This is a genomic window from Tessaracoccus terricola (genome assembly GCF_054776555.1).
The window spans coordinates 149,200-165,437 of the sequence record NZ_BAAHBS010000004.1 but is presented as its reverse complement, the minus strand read 5'-3'; the positions used below and the strand labels follow the sequence as shown (position 1 = coordinate 165,437).

At 68.5% G+C, this 16,238-nt stretch carries 15 protein-coding genes; 11 read left to right on the top strand and 4 right to left on the bottom strand.

The window, feature by feature from the left end; all coding sequences use genetic code 11:
* Positions 1-51: 51 nt before the first annotated feature.
* From ACYU7G_RS06520 to ACYU7G_RS06510, 3 genes are read left to right on the top strand one after another with little or no spacing between them, the layout of a single operon-like run.
* Positions 52-717, top strand: a complete 666-nt coding sequence (locus tag ACYU7G_RS06520) for a DUF1707 SHOCT-like domain-containing protein (protein WP_461106002.1) — start codon at positions 52-54, stop codon at positions 715-717.
* On the top strand, positions 717-1,214 hold the full coding sequence (locus tag ACYU7G_RS06515; protein WP_461106000.1) for a PH domain-containing protein: 498 nt from the start codon (positions 717-719) through the stop codon (positions 1,212-1,214). Before ACYU7G_RS06520 ends, ACYU7G_RS06515 begins: the two co-directional genes overlap by 1 nt.
* Positions 1,214-3,130: a PH domain-containing protein gene (locus ACYU7G_RS06510; RefSeq protein WP_461105998.1), complete on the top strand. Its 1,917-nt coding sequence runs from the start codon at positions 1,214-1,216 to the stop codon at positions 3,128-3,130. Before ACYU7G_RS06515 ends, ACYU7G_RS06510 begins: the two co-directional genes overlap by 1 nt.
* Positions 3,131-3,257: 127 nt before the next feature.
* Here the strand turns inward: ACYU7G_RS06510 and ACYU7G_RS06505 are convergent, their stop codons facing one another.
* Positions 3,258-4,199 (bottom strand): endonuclease domain-containing protein, encoded by a 942-nt coding sequence (locus ACYU7G_RS06505; RefSeq protein WP_461105996.1) that lies wholly within the window; start codon positions 4,197-4,199, stop codon positions 3,258-3,260.
* A gap of 359 nt (positions 4,200-4,558) precedes the next feature.
* Here ACYU7G_RS06505 and ACYU7G_RS06500 point away from each other — a divergent pair, with 359 nt between their 5' ends.
* Positions 4,559-4,996 (top strand): VOC family protein, encoded by a 438-nt coding sequence (locus ACYU7G_RS06500; protein WP_461105994.1) that lies wholly within the window; start codon positions 4,559-4,561, stop codon positions 4,994-4,996.
* Positions 4,997-5,202: 206 nt separating this feature from the next.
* Complete coding sequence (gene ppgK, locus ACYU7G_RS06495; RefSeq protein WP_461105992.1) at positions 5,203-6,021, top strand: polyphosphate--glucose phosphotransferase; 819 nt, start codon at positions 5,203-5,205, stop codon at positions 6,019-6,021.
* A 152-nt stretch (positions 6,022-6,173) separates the two neighbouring features.
* Here ppgK and argS read toward each other — a convergent pair whose 3' ends face one another.
* Positions 6,174-7,808 carry an arginine--tRNA ligase gene (gene argS / locus ACYU7G_RS06490; RefSeq protein ID WP_461105990.1) on the bottom strand — a complete coding sequence of 545 codons (1,635 nt, stop codon included), beginning with the start codon at positions 7,806-7,808 and terminating at the stop codon, positions 6,174-6,176.
* Positions 7,809-7,951: 143 nt separating this feature from the next.
* Here argS and pflB point away from each other — a divergent pair, with 143 nt between their 5' ends.
* Both pflB and pflA read left to right on the top strand, forming a co-directional pair.
* Complete coding sequence (gene pflB / locus ACYU7G_RS06485; RefSeq protein WP_461105988.1) at positions 7,952-10,231, top strand: formate C-acetyltransferase; 2,280 nt, start codon at positions 7,952-7,954, stop codon at positions 10,229-10,231.
* Positions 10,231-11,124 (top strand): pyruvate formate-lyase-activating protein, encoded by an 894-nt coding sequence (pflA, locus tag ACYU7G_RS06480; protein ID WP_461105986.1) that lies wholly within the window; start codon positions 10,231-10,233, stop codon positions 11,122-11,124. The genes pflB and pflA overlap by 1 nt, the downstream gene beginning before the upstream one ends.
* Positions 11,125-11,154: 30 nt before the next feature.
* Here pflA and ACYU7G_RS06475 read toward each other — a convergent pair whose 3' ends face one another.
* Positions 11,155-11,559 carry a hypothetical protein gene (locus ACYU7G_RS06475; protein WP_461105984.1) on the bottom strand — a complete coding sequence of 135 codons (405 nt, stop codon included), beginning with the start codon at positions 11,557-11,559 and terminating at the stop codon, positions 11,155-11,157.
* A gap of 119 nt (positions 11,560-11,678) precedes the next feature.
* Here ACYU7G_RS06475 and ACYU7G_RS06470 point away from each other — a divergent pair, with 119 nt between their 5' ends.
* From ACYU7G_RS06470 to ACYU7G_RS06455, 4 genes are all read left to right on the top strand, one after another.
* Positions 11,679-12,506, top strand: a complete 828-nt coding sequence (locus tag ACYU7G_RS06470) for an aldo/keto reductase (protein ID WP_461105982.1) — start codon at positions 11,679-11,681, stop codon at positions 12,504-12,506.
* Between the two features lie 104 nt (positions 12,507-12,610).
* Positions 12,611-13,627, top strand: coding sequence for a methionine ABC transporter ATP-binding protein (locus ACYU7G_RS06465; RefSeq protein WP_461105980.1), 1,017 nt, complete (start codon positions 12,611-12,613; stop codon positions 13,625-13,627).
* Positions 13,624-14,307 carry a methionine ABC transporter permease gene (locus ACYU7G_RS06460; protein WP_461105978.1) on the top strand — a complete coding sequence of 228 codons (684 nt, stop codon included), beginning with the start codon at positions 13,624-13,626 and terminating at the stop codon, positions 14,305-14,307. Before ACYU7G_RS06465 ends, ACYU7G_RS06460 begins: the two co-directional genes overlap by 4 nt.
* A gap of 91 nt (positions 14,308-14,398) precedes the next feature.
* Entirely contained in the window at positions 14,399-15,286 is an 888-nt protein-coding gene (locus ACYU7G_RS06455; protein ID WP_461105976.1) for a MetQ/NlpA family ABC transporter substrate-binding protein, read from the top strand.
* A 326-nt stretch (positions 15,287-15,612) separates the two neighbouring features.
* Here ACYU7G_RS06455 and ACYU7G_RS06450 read toward each other — a convergent pair whose 3' ends face one another.
* A complete protein-coding gene (locus ACYU7G_RS06450) occupies positions 15,613-16,215 on the bottom strand; it encodes an SdrD B-like domain-containing protein (RefSeq protein WP_461107250.1) in 603 nt (200 codons plus the stop codon).
* Positions 16,216-16,238 lie beyond the last annotated feature (23 nt).

Genomic DNA, 16,238 nt, shown 5'->3' with positions numbered 1-16,238 from the left:
GTCCGGCCCCGAGCCGGTCCCGCACGGGGGTCTGCGGCCTACACTCGTGGGGTGAACGCCAAGACCATCTCGCACCTGCGCTGCGCCGACGAGGACCGGGAACTCGTGGCCCGCGTACTGAACAACGCCTACGCGGACGGTCGGCTGACGTTCGAGGAGCACGACGAGCGCATCAGCAACGCCTACAACGCCAAGACCTTCGGGGAACTCGACGACCTCACGCTCGACCTCATCCCGGGCGGCGCCCAGACCGCCCCCGCGGCGGCTCCCACCCCGATGGGGCTCGCCGCCTACGACCAGCCCGCCTCCCCCGTCCCCACCCCGCCCGTCGGCGCTCCCGCGAGCGCCGATACCTTCACCGGTGGCCGCGCGATCCTCTCCAACTACCACCCCGACAAGGGCCTCGTCATGCCCGCTTACAGCGAGCTGGTCTCCGTGCTGGGCGACGTGCGGGTGGACCTCGTCGACGCCGTCTTCACGCAGCGCGAGATCACCATCAAGGCGACGGCCGTGCTGGGCGAGATCCGGATCCGGATCCCCGCCGGCGTGAAGGTGGTCAGCAACATGACCAACGTCCTGGGTGACTACAAGTGCGAGGGCACCATCCCCGCCGACAACGGCGTCGTCATCCGGATCGAGGGCTCCACCATCCTCGGCGACGTCAAGGTGCTCGGCCCCGGAATCAAGAAGGCCCGGAAGTACGATAAGTTCGTGTGATGGTCGAAACTGATCCGCTGTTCCGCCCACCGGGCGTCGAGTGGCGGGCGCTCTCGCCGAATTACCTGAAACTGAAGATGCTGATGATCTTCATCACCTGGCCCATCCTGATCGCGATCGCCGTCGTGCCGTTGGCGTTGTGGGTGCCCGGTCCCGCTTGGTGGATCGCGCTGGGTGCCTTGTTGGTGATCTGGCTGTGGCGGATCCTGCGCCAGCCGCGCGCGGCCCGACGGTGGGGTTACGCCGAGACCGAGACGGACGTCTACATCACCCACGGCCTTGCCTGGCGCACCCTCACCGGCGTCCCCTACGGCCGGATGCAGTTGGTCAACGTCCAGTCCGGCCCCATCGAGCGTTCCTTCGACCTCGCCAGCGTCGAACTCGTGACCTCCTCCACCAGCGGCACCATCACCATCCCCGGCCTGAGCCGCGAGGACGCCGCCTCCCTGCGTGACCGGCTGATGGAGCGCGGGGAGCTCCTCCAGGCCGGCATCTGATGAGCCAGGACACCCCCGACGACCCCAACGACCGTCGGTTGAGCAGCGCCGACGACCCCAACGACCGTCGGTTGAACAGGTCGCCCGACGACCGTGTCGAAACCACCCCGGACCCGACCACCCAAGACCCGACCACCCCCGACGACCTCCACCGCCGGTTGAGCAGGTCGCCCAGCGACCGTGTCGAAACCACCCCGGCCCCGACCGACGACCCCCACCGACGGTTGAGCAGGTCGCCCAGCGACCGTGTCGAAACCACCCCGGACCCCGCAGCCTGGCCGCCACCCCAGCAGCCCGGGAACTGGCCGCCGCCGCAGGTCCCGGCCCCGCCGTCGCTCGGGAAGGCTGTGGAGCATCCGCACCCGTTCACGGGGATCGCGAAGAGTTGGATCGCGCTCTTCGGTCTGGTGTTCGTCATCGGACGTGACGTGATCGAGAACGGCATCGGCGCCATCCGTGACTTCGGTCCGGGCATCTGGATCTTCATCGGAATCGCCCTGCTGGTCGTCGTGGTCTCCGGGATCTGGGGTGTCATCGAGTGGCGCACCACGACGTTCGTGGCTGACGACGACGAGTTCAGGATCGAGCGCAACTTCCTCTCGCGTGAGTCCAGCCGGATCAGCTATGCGAAGATCCAGGCCGTTGACATCCAGCGTTCCCTCGCGGCACGAATTCTGGGCCTGGCGAGCGTGCAGATCGATGTCGGGGGCGCGGGCGGGAAGAAGATCGAGTACCTGGGGCGGGAGCGCGCCGAGTCCCTGCGCGACGAACTCCTCACCCGGATGCGCAGTCTCGCGCGGCACACCGACGTCGAAGTCCCGGCGCTGCGGGCAGACCCAACGCCAACTGGCCCGCCAGCTGCGCCCGCCACGGGCACAGCCCCGCTCCCGGGCGACCCACATCCCGCCGCCCCCGGCCAGCCTCCTGCCGGGAACGCGCACGGCCCGGACTTCACACCGGGACTACCGCCCACCGTCGCACCGGCTGCCCCGGCCCCGGTCCTCGAACAGGTCATCAACATGCGCCCCGGCACGCTGCTGCTGGGGGTGCTGGTGTCGTCGTTCATGCCGTGGCTGATCGGTGGCATCGCGTTCCTGGTGCTGATTCTCACGCTGGGCGAGGGTTTCAGCATCGCAGCCGTCTTCGGCGCGGTGTTCGGCATCGGTGGCTACCTGTGGTCGCAGTTGGTGAACAACTGGAACTTCACGCTGACGCAGGTCCCCGACGGCCTGCACATCCGGCGTGGCCTGTTCACGAAGATCTCCAAGAGCCTGAAGAGCGACCGCATCCAGGCCGTCGCCATCCACCAGGACTACCTGCAACGCCTGACAGGCCTCTACCGGGTGCGGGTGACCGTCCTGGGGTTCGGCATTGCCGACGACGGCGGCGAACGCAGTGACGTCGTCCTCCCGTACGGGCGTTGGGAGGACGTGGTGAGAGTTCTGGGCGCGTTCTGGCCCGGCATCAACCTGGCCTCTATCCCCCTCACCGGACAACCGGCGCGCGCCCGCTGGCTGACTCCTCTCGGGTTCAAGCGCCACCAGTGGGGCGTGGACGAGCACACGCTCGTGGCGCACCACGGCTGGTTGGACCACACCATCAGCCTGGTGCCTCACCGTCGGATGCAGTCGATCGGCATCACGCAGGGCCCGCTGCAGCGTCGCCTCCGCCTCGCGACCGCTTCCATCCACACCACCGACGGCCCCGTGAGCCTCGAGGTCTACCACCTGGACGAGGAGGTGGCCCGTGACTTCTTCGACGACCAGATCGAGCGTGCCCGCATCGCCCGCGAGACGCCGGGCGAGCCGAGCTATCTGTCTGGATTCGTCCCGCCCAAGGCCCCGGACACCCCGACCGGCCCGCCTGCTCCCGAAACTCCCACCGGTTGGGCCCCACCACCGCCTCCGCCAGCCTGACCGGCCAGTCGCCCCGTGCACAGTGCTCTGATTTCCGAGCACTCGTTGGACTTGATGGGGCAGTAATCGCTTACATCAGGTGGACAGTGCGACAGCAGCAGGGTGCTCGCAACTAGACACCGACGTCTCAGGCGACATGCCACTCGCCGTCGTCCCGCTCCGGGTCGTCGTGGCTGGCCACCGGAGCAGCCGCCAGGATCTCAGGGGGCACCGGGCGTCGCTTCCAGTTCGCACGGCGATCACGAAGCACCGGAGCGATGGTTTCAACCATGTCGGTCACCGTTGCGTCGGTGAACCTGAAGATCGTCCACCCCGCGCGGACCAGGTCGTTCTGGCGCTGGAGGTCGGTTTCGCGCTGCCCTGGACCGTGGAACTCTTCACCGTCGAACTCGATCGCGATCTTCTCCGCCACGAATGCAGCATCGATGAAGTAGGTCTTGCCATCGATGATGACCCTGTGGTTCGCCTTCCACCCGGTGACATTCGCCTCCCGCAGCCGCCGGTGTGCATCGATCTCGAGCGCGGACCACGGCTGTTCCCGGCATGCTTCGAGCACCCGTTGTCGGGCGGCGTTCCCACGGACGTTCTTGGGTAGCGAGTCGTTGACCTCCCGGAGCGCCGCCACCGTGGTCACTCCTCTGCGAAGCCCCTCCGCCATCGCGACCCCATGGTCCGTGATCGACATCTCCAGGATGGAGAGCTCCACTCCTGCCACCCGGATGCCATCCTTCTCCACGAACAGCTCAGGATCGATCGACCTCCTCTGCACCTCCAGCCAAGGCGCAACTCGTCGGGGGTTCTTGCAGGCGGCGACGATCTTTTCGACTCGCAGCTCCGGCCACCACGCGAGCCTGGCAGCTGCACCTCCCAGCAGAATGGCATCCGGCCGCCACTGCGAGACAGCCAGCGCTCTGACCTCGAAGGTCTCCTCGACCACCTTGCGGCGGTGGACACCGGGGAGCATCCTGACCAGCTCGCCCTTTCGAAGGTGCCAGTCGATGTGGGTCTTGTACTCGTCGGGGTAGTTGCTCCGCACCACGAGGGGCGAGTTTCCAAAGATGTCTTCCATACCCAGACTCTGGTAGTTCGCGGATCCTGTCCGTCATTGTCCACAGCCGCACGCGGCGGCTACTCACGGGGTCCCTGCTGGTGTCGCACTGTCCCGCGGATGCAATCGATTACCGTCCGTTCAAGTCCATCGAGTGCTCGGATATCAGGGCACTGCTCCGTGGTGGGCCCTGGACTCTGATGCGGCTTGTGGCTGCGACGCTTCCTGGGCTGTAACCTACGACGCTCTCGAGGCTGAGACCTGCGGCGGTTCATGTGGCGCCGCCAGCGGCGGTTCATGTGCTGCAACCTGCGGCGGTTCATGGTCTGGGGCCAACGGTCCGGCACCCGCCTCGACCTCGTGCGGCGTAATCTCGTCGGATGACGATTCCACGCTCCCCTCTGGTCACGGCCATCACCCTCGGCGTACGTGACGTCGAGGCGTCGCGCCGGTTCTACGTCGAGGGGTTGGGCTTCCGACCGTTGAACCACGTACCGGGCGAGATCGCGTTCGTGCAGTCGTCGCACGGGCAGATGCTGGCGCTGTGGAACGTGGCCAGCATGCCGAGCGAGTACGGCGACGTCGGGCATGGGCCGAAGGCGCCACCGGTCTCACTCGGGCACAACACAACCAGCGCCGAGGAGGTGCGCCGCCACTACGAGCGCGCCCTGGCCGCGGGCGCGACGTCGGTCTCGGAGCCCCGGACGCAGGAATGGGGCGGGACCAGCGCCTGCGTCGCGGATCCCGATGGTTTCCGCTGGGACTTCGTGCACAACCCGAGCTTCGTCGTCGCCGAGGACGGCTCCGTCACCATCTGACCAGAACCGTGCAACCGAGAGCTTGGCTGTTGGAGCCCTCGGTTACACCGACACGCGGGCCCACCGAAGGTGCAACCGAGAGCTTGGGTGTTGGAGTCCTCGGTTGCAGCGACCCACCCCAGCGTCGATAGAGCGCTCTCCCACGTTCACACCGCCCATGGAACCAGTGCACGGAATAGGCACCCGTGCCGCTACGCTTGGCCACCATGAGCATCATTCTTGGCATCGACGTCGGAGGATCGGGGATCAAGGGCGCCCCGGTGGACCTGGAGAAGGGAGACTTCGCCGCAGACCGTCTCCGCATCGCTACCCCTGAGAAGTCGACGCCCAAGAACGTCGCCGCAGTCATCGGCGAGATCATCGAGAACTTCTCCGACACCATCGGCGACGCCCCGGTCGGCCTCACCATCCCGGCGCCGGTCGTCCACGGCAGGGTGCCGTTCATCGCCAACCTCCACAAGTCGTGGACCGGGCTGGAGGCGGAGAAGTTCTTCGCCGACGCTCTGGGCCGCCATGTCACCATCGTCAACGACGCCGACGGCGCGGGCCTGGCCGAGGTCAACTTCGGCGCGGCCAAGGGCCACCCGGGCCTGGTGATCCTCACCACGCTGGGCACCGGCATCGGCTCGGCCATGATCTACCGCGGCACGCTCATCCCCAACGCCGAGCTCGGCCACCTGGAGATCGACGGCCACGACGCGGAGAAGCGCGCCGCGTCGTCGATCAAGGAGAAGGAGGGTCTCTCCTACCCCAAGTGGGCCAAGCGCCTGCAGCGCTACTACAGTCACGTCGAGATGTTGTTCTCCCCCGACCTGTTCGTCGTCGGCGGCGGAGTTTCTAAGGACAGCGACGAGTTCCTGCCGCTGCTCGAACTGCGCACGCCCATCGTCCCGGCCACCATGCGCAACCGCGCCGGCATCATCGGCGCCGCCCTGGCCGCCCGCGACGCCCTGGCGCACCCGGACCCGATCCACGCCGAGGACCTCGAGGCCGCACCGTCGAAGGCCAAGAAGAAGCCCGTCTGACCGAGCCGACGGTTAACGCCCGGCTTATCCGTTCCCGCCCGTCGTACTGGACAGGCGGGAAAGGACAGGCCGGGCGTTAAGCATTGACGGAGTCCGCTGTCGCCGACGGGGCACCGAAAGCCCAGCCGCACGCCGCCGAAACGCACCCGACGTCACATCCGCTCGAGCGCCTCGATCCCAAGCAACCCCAGACCCGTTGCCAGCACCTGGCGGGTGGCGGCACACAGCGCGAGGCGGGACGAACGCACGTCACCCTCGGACTTGAGGACCGGGCACTGCTCGTAGAAGGTCGCGAGGGCACCGGCGAGGTCGTACAGGTACCCGCACAGCTTGTGGGGCTGCAGGCTGGTGGCCACCTCGTCGACGATCTCGCCGAAGCGGCTCAGCAGCAGGGCGAGCTGCTGCTCAGCGGGCTCGTCGAGGACGACGACGGCGCCGTAGCCGATCTGCTCGGCCTCGGCCTTGCGCATGATCTGGCAGATGCGGGCGTGCGCGTACTGCAGGTAGGGGCCGGTGTTGCCGGTGGTCTGGACCATGCGGTCGACGTCGAAGACGTAGTCCTTCTGGAGTCCGGAGGAGAGGTCGGCGTACTTGATGGCGGCCAGCGCGATGGGCGGGGAGGCCACCTCCTCGGCGGCGTCCAGGAGTGACGTCAGGGTGGCGGCGGAACCGTCGCGCGTCTTGAACGGCTTGCCGTCGTTGCCGAGCACCATGCCGTAGCCGACGTGCTGGGCGGTGACGTCGTCGGGCAGGAAGCCCGCCTTGCGGGCGGCGGCGAACGTCTGGGCGAAGTGCCCGGCCTGGCGGGCGTCGGTGACGTAGATGATGCGGTCTGCGTTCAGCTCGCCCACGCGGCGACGGATGGCGGCCAGGTCCGTGGTGGCGTAGCCGTAGCCGCCGTCGGACTTGCGCACGATCAGCGGCGCCTCGAAACCGTCGACGAACACGCACAGCGCGCCGTCGTCCACCACGGCCACACCGGAGGACTCGAGCTCGGAGACCAGCACGGGCAGGTCGTCGTTGTAGGTGGACTCGCCGGCGAGGTCGTCGTCGGTGAGCAGCACGTGGAGGCGCTCGTAGGCCTCGTTGAACGCGGGCTTTGAGATGTCGACGAGCTGCTGCCAGATCCGCAGCGACTCCTCGTCACCGCCCTGGAACACGCTCACCCGGGCGCGGGCGCGGGTGGCGAACTCCTCGTCGGAGCGGAACCGGGCGGCGGCGCGCTTGTACAGCGCGTCGGCCTCGGCCAGCGTGATGGAGCCGGCGTCGAGGCCCTCGTCGAGGACCTGCTCGATGAGCATGCCGAACTGGGTGCCCCAGTCACCGATGTGGTTCTGCGGGACGACGGTGTGGCCGAGCGCGGTCAGCACCCGGTTGAAGCAGTCGCCGATGATGGTGGTGCGCAGGTGTCCGACGTGCATCTGCTTGGCGACGTTGGGCGCCGAGTAGTCGATGACCACGCGCTGCGGGTGCGAGGCGCGGTTCACCCCGTCGTTGGGGTCCTCCAGCAGCGAGCTGACGGCGCGCGCGAGGACGTCAGCGCGGATGCGGAAGTTGATGAACCCGGGCCCGGCGATCTCGAGCGGCTCGCACAGGTCCGCCACGTCCAGGCGGGCGACGATGTCAGCGGCCACCTCGCGGGGCGGGCGTCCCTCCTGCTTGGCCAGGCGCAGCGCCACGTTCGACTGGAAGTGCCCGAACTGGGGCTTGGTGGCCGGCCGCATCTCGGGGTCGACGCCGGTGACATCGCGGACCCGCTGGTCCAGCAGCGCAGGAAGGGATTGCATGCCCTGCATTCTTCCACGCGGCACGCCGTAGCTCACATCGGCGGCCTAGCACATGCCCCTGACGGCGATACCCCACCCCCTCCAATTCCACATCCGGGCGCGTTGTTACCGTCACGAAGTACACAAGTGAGTAGGAGACACCCGTGACGTTGGCAGTCGGTCAGGAGCAGGCGACTGAGGGACAGGACCGGGACACCGGGCACGCGTGGGACGGCTTCGCGCCCGGCCCGTGGCAGGCCGGTGTCGACGTGCGTGACTTCATCCAGCGCAACTACACCCCCTACGACGGCGACGACTCGTTCCTCGCCGGCCCCACCCCTCGCACCACCCGGGTCTGGCAGGCCATCGTGGACCTGTTCCCCGAGGAGCGGGCCCGCGGCGTCCTGGACGTCGACACCAAGACCGTCTCCCGCATCGACGCGTTCGCGCCGGGCTACATCTGCTCCGAGGACGACGTCGTGGTGGGCCTCCAGACCGACGCCCCGCTGAAGCGCGCCATGATCCCCAACGGGGGTTGGCGGATGGTGGAGACCGCGCTGCGGACCTACGGCTACGACGTGGACCCGCAGGTGAAGGAGACCTTCACCGTCCACCGCAAGACCCACAACGCCGGCGTCTTCGACGTCTATCCCGAGGCCGTCCGCAAGGCCCGCAGCGCCCACGTCATCACCGGCCTTCCCGACGCGTACGGCCGCGGCCGCATCATCGGCGACTACCGCCGCGTCGCCCTCTACGGCGTCGACCGCCTGATCGAGCTGCGCAAGCAGGACCGGGCCGCCCTGGACGCCGACTGGTCCACCGAGTCCGTGATCCGCGACCGCGAGGAGATGGCCGAGCAGATCCGCGCCCTCGAGGAGCTCAAGCGCCTGGCCGCCTCCTACGACTTCGACATCTCCGGCCCCGCCCGCACCGCGCAGGAAGCGGTGCAGTGGCTCTACTTCGCCTACCTGGGCGCGGTCCGCGAGCAGAACGGCGCCGCGATGAGCCTGGGCCGCACCTCCACCTTCCTCGACGTGTTCATCCAGCGCGACCTCGAAGCCGGCCGCATCACCGAGGAGCAGGCGCAGGAACTGATCGACCAGTTCGTCATCAAGCTGCGCATCGTGCGGTTCCTGCGCACCCCCGAGTACGACGAGATCTTCTCCGGCGACCCCACGTGGGTGACCGAGTCCATCGGAGGCATGAGCGCCGACGGCCGCACGCTGGTGACGCGCAACTCGTTCCGGATGCTGCAGACGCTGCACAACCTCGGCCCCGCCCCGGAACCCAACATGACGGTGCTCTGGAGCGACGCCCTCCCCCAGGGCTTCAAGGACTTCTGCGCGCGCACCTCCATCCAGACCTCCTCGGTGCAGTACGAGTCCGACGACCTCCTGCGCGAGGACCTGGGCGACGACGCGGGCATCGCCTGCTGCGTCTCCGGCATGGCCATCGGCAAGCAGATGCAGTTCTTCGGCGCCCGCGTGAACCTGGCCAAGGCGCTGCTGTACGCCATCAACGGCGGCCGCGACGAGAAGACCGGCAAGCAGGTGGCCCCCGCCACCGCCCCGGTCCAGGGCGACGTGCTGGACTACGACGACGTCATGGCCCGCTTCGACAAGACCCTCGACTGGCTGGCCCACACCTACGTCAACGCCCTCAACTGCATCCACTACATGCACGACAAGTACGCCTACGAACGTCTCGAGATGGCGCTGCACGACCCGCATGTCCTGCGCACCATGGCCTGCGGCATCGCCGGGCTCTCCGTGACCGCGGACTCGCTGTCGGCCATCCGCGACGCCGAGGTCCGCGTCGTGCGCGACGAGTCGGGCCTCGTCGTGGACTACGTCACCACCGGCGAGTTCCCCATGTTCGGCAACGACGACGACCGCGTCGACGCCATCGCCGTGGACCTGGTGGCCCGCTTCATGGACAAGATCCGCCGCCACCCCACCTACCGCGACGCCGTGCACACGCAGTCGGTGCTGACCATCACGTCGAACGTCATGTACGGCAAGTACACGGGCAACACCCCCGACGGCAGGCGCGCCGGGGAGCCGTTCGCCCCGGGCGCCAACCCCATGAACGGCCGCGACTCCCACGGCATGCTCGCCTCGGCCCTGTCCGTGGCCAAGCTGCCCTTCGAGCAGGCGCGGGACGGGATCTCGCTGACCAACACGATCGTCCCGCAGGGACTCGGCCGCACCCTGGCCGAGCAGGTCCCGGCGCTCAGCGGCATCCTGGACGCCTACATCGGCTCCGATGGGTTCCACATGAACGTCAACGTCCTCAACCGGGACACGTTGCGCGACGCGATGGAGCACCCGGAGAACTACCCGCAGCTGACCATCCGGGTCTCCGGCTACGCCGTCAACTTCGTGCGGTTGACGCGTGAGCAGCAGCTCGACGTGATCTCCCGCACCTTCCACGAGCGCGTCTGATGCCCGCGTGCGCACCCGTCCTGGAGCGGGTGGTCGACGGCTCCACCGGCGAGTTCGCGCCGTCGCCGATGGGTGCGACGCCGCGGGCCGCCGGGCGGGGCCTCGACGGCCTGGGCGCGGCCGCGGCGGAGGGGCGGTCGGAGGAGTTGCGCGGCATCCGCGAGGGCACGCTGGCGTGGCTGCACTCGTGGGAACTGGTGACCTCCATGGACGGGCCCGGCACCCGCATGACGGTGTTCCTGAACGGCTGCCCGCTGCGCTGCCAGTACTGCCACAACCCGGACACGATGGCGACGCGGCGCGGGCGACTGGTGAGCCTCGACGAGGTGGCGGGCAGGTTGGACCGCTACCGGAAGGTGTTCGCCGCCACCGGCGGCGGCCTCACCATCTCCGGCGGCGAGCCGATGATGCAGCCGGCGTTCGTGCAGAACCTGCTGCGCGCCGCGAAGGAACGCGGGATCCACACGGCGATGGACACCTCCGGCGCGCTGGGCCGCCACGTGAACCGGCAGATCATGGCGGACCTGGACCTGGTGCTGCTGGACATCAAGGCCGGCGACGAGGAGCGCTACCGGGAGGTCACCGGCGGCGAACTCGCCCCCACGCTTGAGTTCGGCCGACGCCTGGCCGAGGACGGCAAGGAGATCTGGGTCCGCTTCGTCGTGGTCCCCGGCCTGACCGACGACGAAGCCAACGTGGCGCGGGTGGCCGCGCACGCGTCGTCGCTGTCGACCGTCTCGCGGGTGGAGGTGCTGCCGTTCCACCAGATGGGTCGCGACAAGTGGGACTCGCTGGGGATGGACTACCGGCTCGCGGACACCCCACCGCCGGAGCCCGAGGTGGTGGAGCGCGTCCGGGAGCAGTTCCGGGCCCGCGGCCTCACCACCTACTGAACGGGACCGTCCCCGGAGGGCGAACCGCGGTCAGCGGCGGGCGGCGACGGCGTCGCGGACCTGCTCGGCGAACCCGCGCGCACCCAGCAGCCGCAGTTGGAAGACTGCGCCGGGCAGCAGCACCTGGACGACGCCGCCCAGCAGCCCACGCCGGGTGGCGACGTCGATCACGTGGCGCAGGTCCACGTCGACCTCCATCGGTCCGGCGTGCACCATCTTGTTCAGGGAGTTGGCCTCGAAGTGGAGCCGCCGGTCGGTCAGGATCACACGGCCACCCACCCAGAGCCCGCCCTGGAAGCTGCGGAACCACTCCACCACGCCGTCGACGGCGGCGTCTTGACCGCGCAGCGCCAGCACGGCCGCCGGTTCCAGCGCCATCTCGGCCTCCAGCACCTGGGCGTTGGCCGCCTTCGAGGCGATCACCTGCTCCGCCATGGCCCTCCCGTCACTCGTCCGCAATCCTATTGCGGACCGCCCATCGGGACGCTGACGAGCAGGAACTTGACCGAGGGGGTTGAATGGTCACGACCCAGACATAAGGAGCACCCGAGAGCATGCCCACCCCTGAGCTGATCACGCTGAACGACGGCCACACGATCCCGCAGATCGGGCTCGGCGTGTTCCAGATGAGCAACGAGGAGGCCCACGCCTCCACCCTCGCCGCGCTGGAGGCCGGGTACCGGCACATCGACACCGCCGCCGGCTACCGCAACGAGCAGGGCGTCGGTGCCGCGATCCGCGAGTCCGGCATCCCCCGCGACGAGGTCTTCGTCACCACGAAGCTGCAGAACGGCTCGCACGCCCGCAAGGACGCCCGCGCCGCCATCGAGGCCAGCCTCGAGGCGCTCGGCATGGACCGTGTCGACCTGTACCTGATCCACTGGCCGCTGCCCTCCCAGGGCCGCTACGCCGAGGCGTGGGAGGCGCTGATCGACTTCCGCTCCGAGGGCCTGGTCACCAGTATCGGCGTGTCCAACTTCCTGCCCGAGCACCTGGACACCATCGTCGACGAGACGGGCATCGTCCCGGTGCTCAACCAGATCGAGCTGCACCCCACCTTCCAGCCGAACGACCTGATCAACCACACCTCGGACCTCGACGTCGTGGTGGAGTCCTGGAGCCCGCTCGGCGCGTCGCAGGACCTGGAGCACCCGGAGATCGTGAAGATCGCCGAGTCCCTGGGCGCCACGCCGGCGCAGGTCATCATCGCCTGGCACCTGCACCGCGGGTTCGTCGTCATCCCCAAGTCGAAGACGCCCGAGCGGATCGTCGGCAACTTCGCCGCCGTGGACCTGAAGCTGAACTCCGAGCAGCTGGAGCTCATCGACGGCCTGGACACCGGCGTGCGGGTGGGCTCCGACCCGGCAGTGATGGGTTCCTGACCCCTCGCCGGAAGTGGTCCCCCACTTCGGGAATTGGATTGAGCCCCGCGGCGTTGAGACAATGAGCCAGTTCGGCTCAATCCGCAAGGCCGCCGGGAGGCACGTTGATCACGGTTGAGGACCTGTACAAGGTCTACCGTCAGGGCAAGCGAGAGGTGCGCGCCCTCGACGGGGTGTCGCTGACCGTGCCGTCGGACTCCATCCACGGCATCATCGGCCACTCCGGTGCCGGCAAGTCCACCCTCGTGCGCTGCCTGACGATGCTGGACCAGCCCACCTCCGGCACGATCGAGATCAACGGCGTGGACCTCACCGCCGCCCGTTCCGACGCGCTGCGCAAGGCGCGCCGTCGCATTGGGCTGGTGTTCCAGCAGGCCAACCTGTTCGACTCCCGAACCATCGCTGACAACGTCGGATACCCGCTGGAGCTGATCGGCGTGGGGCGGGCCGAGCGCCGTCGGAAGGTCGACGAGCTGCTCGGGCTGGTGGGGCTGGGCGACTCCGGTGCCGCCTACCCGGCGCAGCTGTCCGGCGGCATGCGCCAGCGGGTCGGCATCGCCCGCGCACTGGCGTCGGACCCCGACGTCCTGCTGTGCGACGAGCCCACCTCCGCGCTCGACCCCCGCACCACCGACGAGATCCTGGAGCTCATCCGTTCGCTGCGCGGCCGCGACGGCCTGGCCGTGCTCGTCATCACCCACGAGATGCACGTCGTCAAGAGCATCTGCGACTCGGTCTCCCTGCTCGACGGCGGCCGCATCGTCGAGTCCGGGAAGCTGACCGACGTCGTGCGCCGCCTCGACGGCCGCCTCAGCCAGGCGCTGCTCGGGATCCCGCCGCACGTGGACGCGTCCGTGGTGGACGGCGTGCTGGTGGACGTGCTGTCCACCGGCGAGCACGCCACCAAGCCCGTCGTGGCACACACCTCGGCCGAGGTCGGCGCACCGCTGAACATCGTCGGTGGATCGGTGGAACACCTTGCCGGGACCACTTTCTCGCACCTGCGGATCGCGGTCCCCTCGGGCACCGATCCGGACCTGGTGGTGCGCTCCCTGCAGGACCAGGGAGCCGACGCGCGCCTGACGAGTTCCCTCGCCGAGAAGCCGGAGGGACTCGAGTGATCGACTACCTGTACGAACTGTTCACCAGCCCGGTGATCGTCAACGGGCTGCCGGAAGCCACCATCGAGACGCTGCAGATGGTGGGCATCTCCAGCCTCGCGACGGTGGTGCTGGGCCTGCCGCTCGGCGTCGTCCTGTTCGTGGTGCAGCCCGGCGGGATGGCCGAGAACCGCATCGTGCACACCATCTTGTCCCCCATCATCGTCAACATCACCCGCTCGTTCCCCTACGCCATCCTGATGGTCTCGCTGATCCCGCTGACACGATTCCTGGTGGGGACCGCCATCGGCCCGATCGCGGCGTCGGTGTCACTGACCATCGCCGCGGTGCCGTTCTTCGCGCGGCTCGTGGAGACGGCGCTGCGTGACATCCACAGCGGCAAGATCGACGCCGCCCACGCCATGGGCTCCAGCCGGATGCAGACCATCACCAAGGTGCTCGTCCCCGAAGCCATGCCCACGCTCGTGGCGAGCATCACCACCACCGTCGTCACGATCGTCGGGTACTCGGCGATGGCCGGCCTGATCGGCGGCGGTGGCCTCGGCCGGTTGGCCTACAACTACGGCTACCAGCGCTGGGAACTGGACGTGATGGTGGTCATCGTCATCCTGCTGATCATCCTCGTCCAGCTCATCCAGTACGTCGGCGACGCCATCGCGCGCGCCGTCGACCACCGATAGACCACCCGGGCCGTCCGGGAACGGCCACCACCTGGTGGCCACAAGTAGAGCGGCCAACTCGTCGTTGGCCCCAGAAGAGAAGGAAGAAACTGTGCGCAAGCTCAGCACCATCATCGCAGTCTCCGCCGCTGCTGCCCTGGCCCTCACGGCCTGCGGCGCGGACGCCGAACCCGAGAACACCGCCGGCGAGACCACCGGAACCGAGACCACCGCAGGCACCGAGACCACCGCCGGCACCGACGGCGAGGCCACCCTGGTGTCCGTGGGCGCCAGCCCGCTGCCGCACGCCAAGATCCTCGAGTTCGTGGCGAGCGAGCTGGCCGCAGGCGCCGGCATCGAGCTGGAGATCGTCGAGTTCGACGACTACGTCCTGCCCAACGAGGCACTCGCAGGCGGCGACCTGGACGCCAACTACTTCCAGCACCTGCCCTACCTCGAGAACCAGATCGCCGAGAAGGGCTACGAGTTCGAGCACGGCGAGGGCGTCCACATCGAGCCCTTCGCGCTGTTCTCCGACCAGCACACCTCCGCGGACGACATCCCCGACGGCGGCACGATCGCCATCACGAATGATCCGTCCAACCAGTTCCGCGGCCTGAAGCTGCTCGAGGAGGCCGGCCTGCTGACCGGTATCACCGAGGAGGACGCCGTCCTGACGCTGACCGACGAGCAGAACCCGAAGGGCCTCCAGTTCGAGGAGTCCAACCCGGAGATCGTCGTCCAGCAGCTGACCGACCCGGCCATCGACGCCGCCCTGATCAACGGCAACTTCATCCTCACCGCTGGCCTCAGCACCGAGGACGCCATCGCCGTCGAGTCCGTCCAGGGCAACCCCTACGCCAACCTGCTCGTCTGGCGCACAGACAACGAGAACCCCGGCGTCGCCATCCTCGACGAGCTGCTGCACTCGCAGGAGGTCGCTGACTTCATCAAGGCCGAGTGGCCCTCCGGTGACGTCATCCCCGGTGAGGTCGCCTGACCTTCCCGCGGTCGAGTAGGGCACCCCGCGCCCCTGTCCAAACCACACCCGTCGGTTGAGCAGGGCGCCCCGCGCCCGTGTCGAAACCATCCAGGAGCCGTCGCACCAAGTGCGGCGGCTCCTGGCGTTTTAAGGGGCACTACAGCCCTCCCCGGCCGTCCCCAGCGCAACACTGTTGCGAGGGGCGTCGACAGCGCGCCTGATCGCAACACTGTTGCGCTGGCATCACCGGGCGATCCGCAAGGGTCCTGCGAAAGGGTCGGAGGGAACGGAGAAGGGTGGGCCCCGGTTGCCCGGGACCCACCCTTGTTCAGTCGGTCAGCTGATCAGACCATGCGACGTGCGCGCACGAGCGTGATGTCTGCGCCCACCACCAGCAGCGCCGCGAGGATTCCCGCGATGCCGGCCAGATCACCGAAGCCACCCGTATCCGGAAGACCCGGCCTGGGCGCCTCCACCTCGCTCGGGACCTCCGACGACGTCGGGGCCGGCTCCGGCGAGGGAGTCGGGACCTGCGTCGGCTCCGGGGTCGGGGTCGGCTCCGGGGTCGGGTTCAGGACGACGCCGGCGTCCCACGTGGGGTCGACGCCCTCGGAAGCGTTGAACTCCCGGTCGTACTCGCGGGTCAGCCCCGTGGAGTTGTCGTCGAGCACGAACTTCGGGGTCAGACCGTAGCCGTCGGCGTCGGAGTCGACACCATCATGATCGCCGGAGTTCGGCGTCGTGAAGCTGTACTTCTCCTGCTGCTCAGGCGTGAGCGTGAACCGGATCTGGTACTCACCCGAAGGGATCTCGTCGATCAGGTAGCGCCCGTTCTCATCCGTCGTGGTGGAGCCCACCACGTTGCCCTCGGAGTCGAGCAGTTCGACGGTGACGCCCGCCAGGGGCAGTTCCTCGTCACCCTGCACGCCGTCGCCGTCCTCATCGATCCACCAATTGGCGGCGTGGAGCT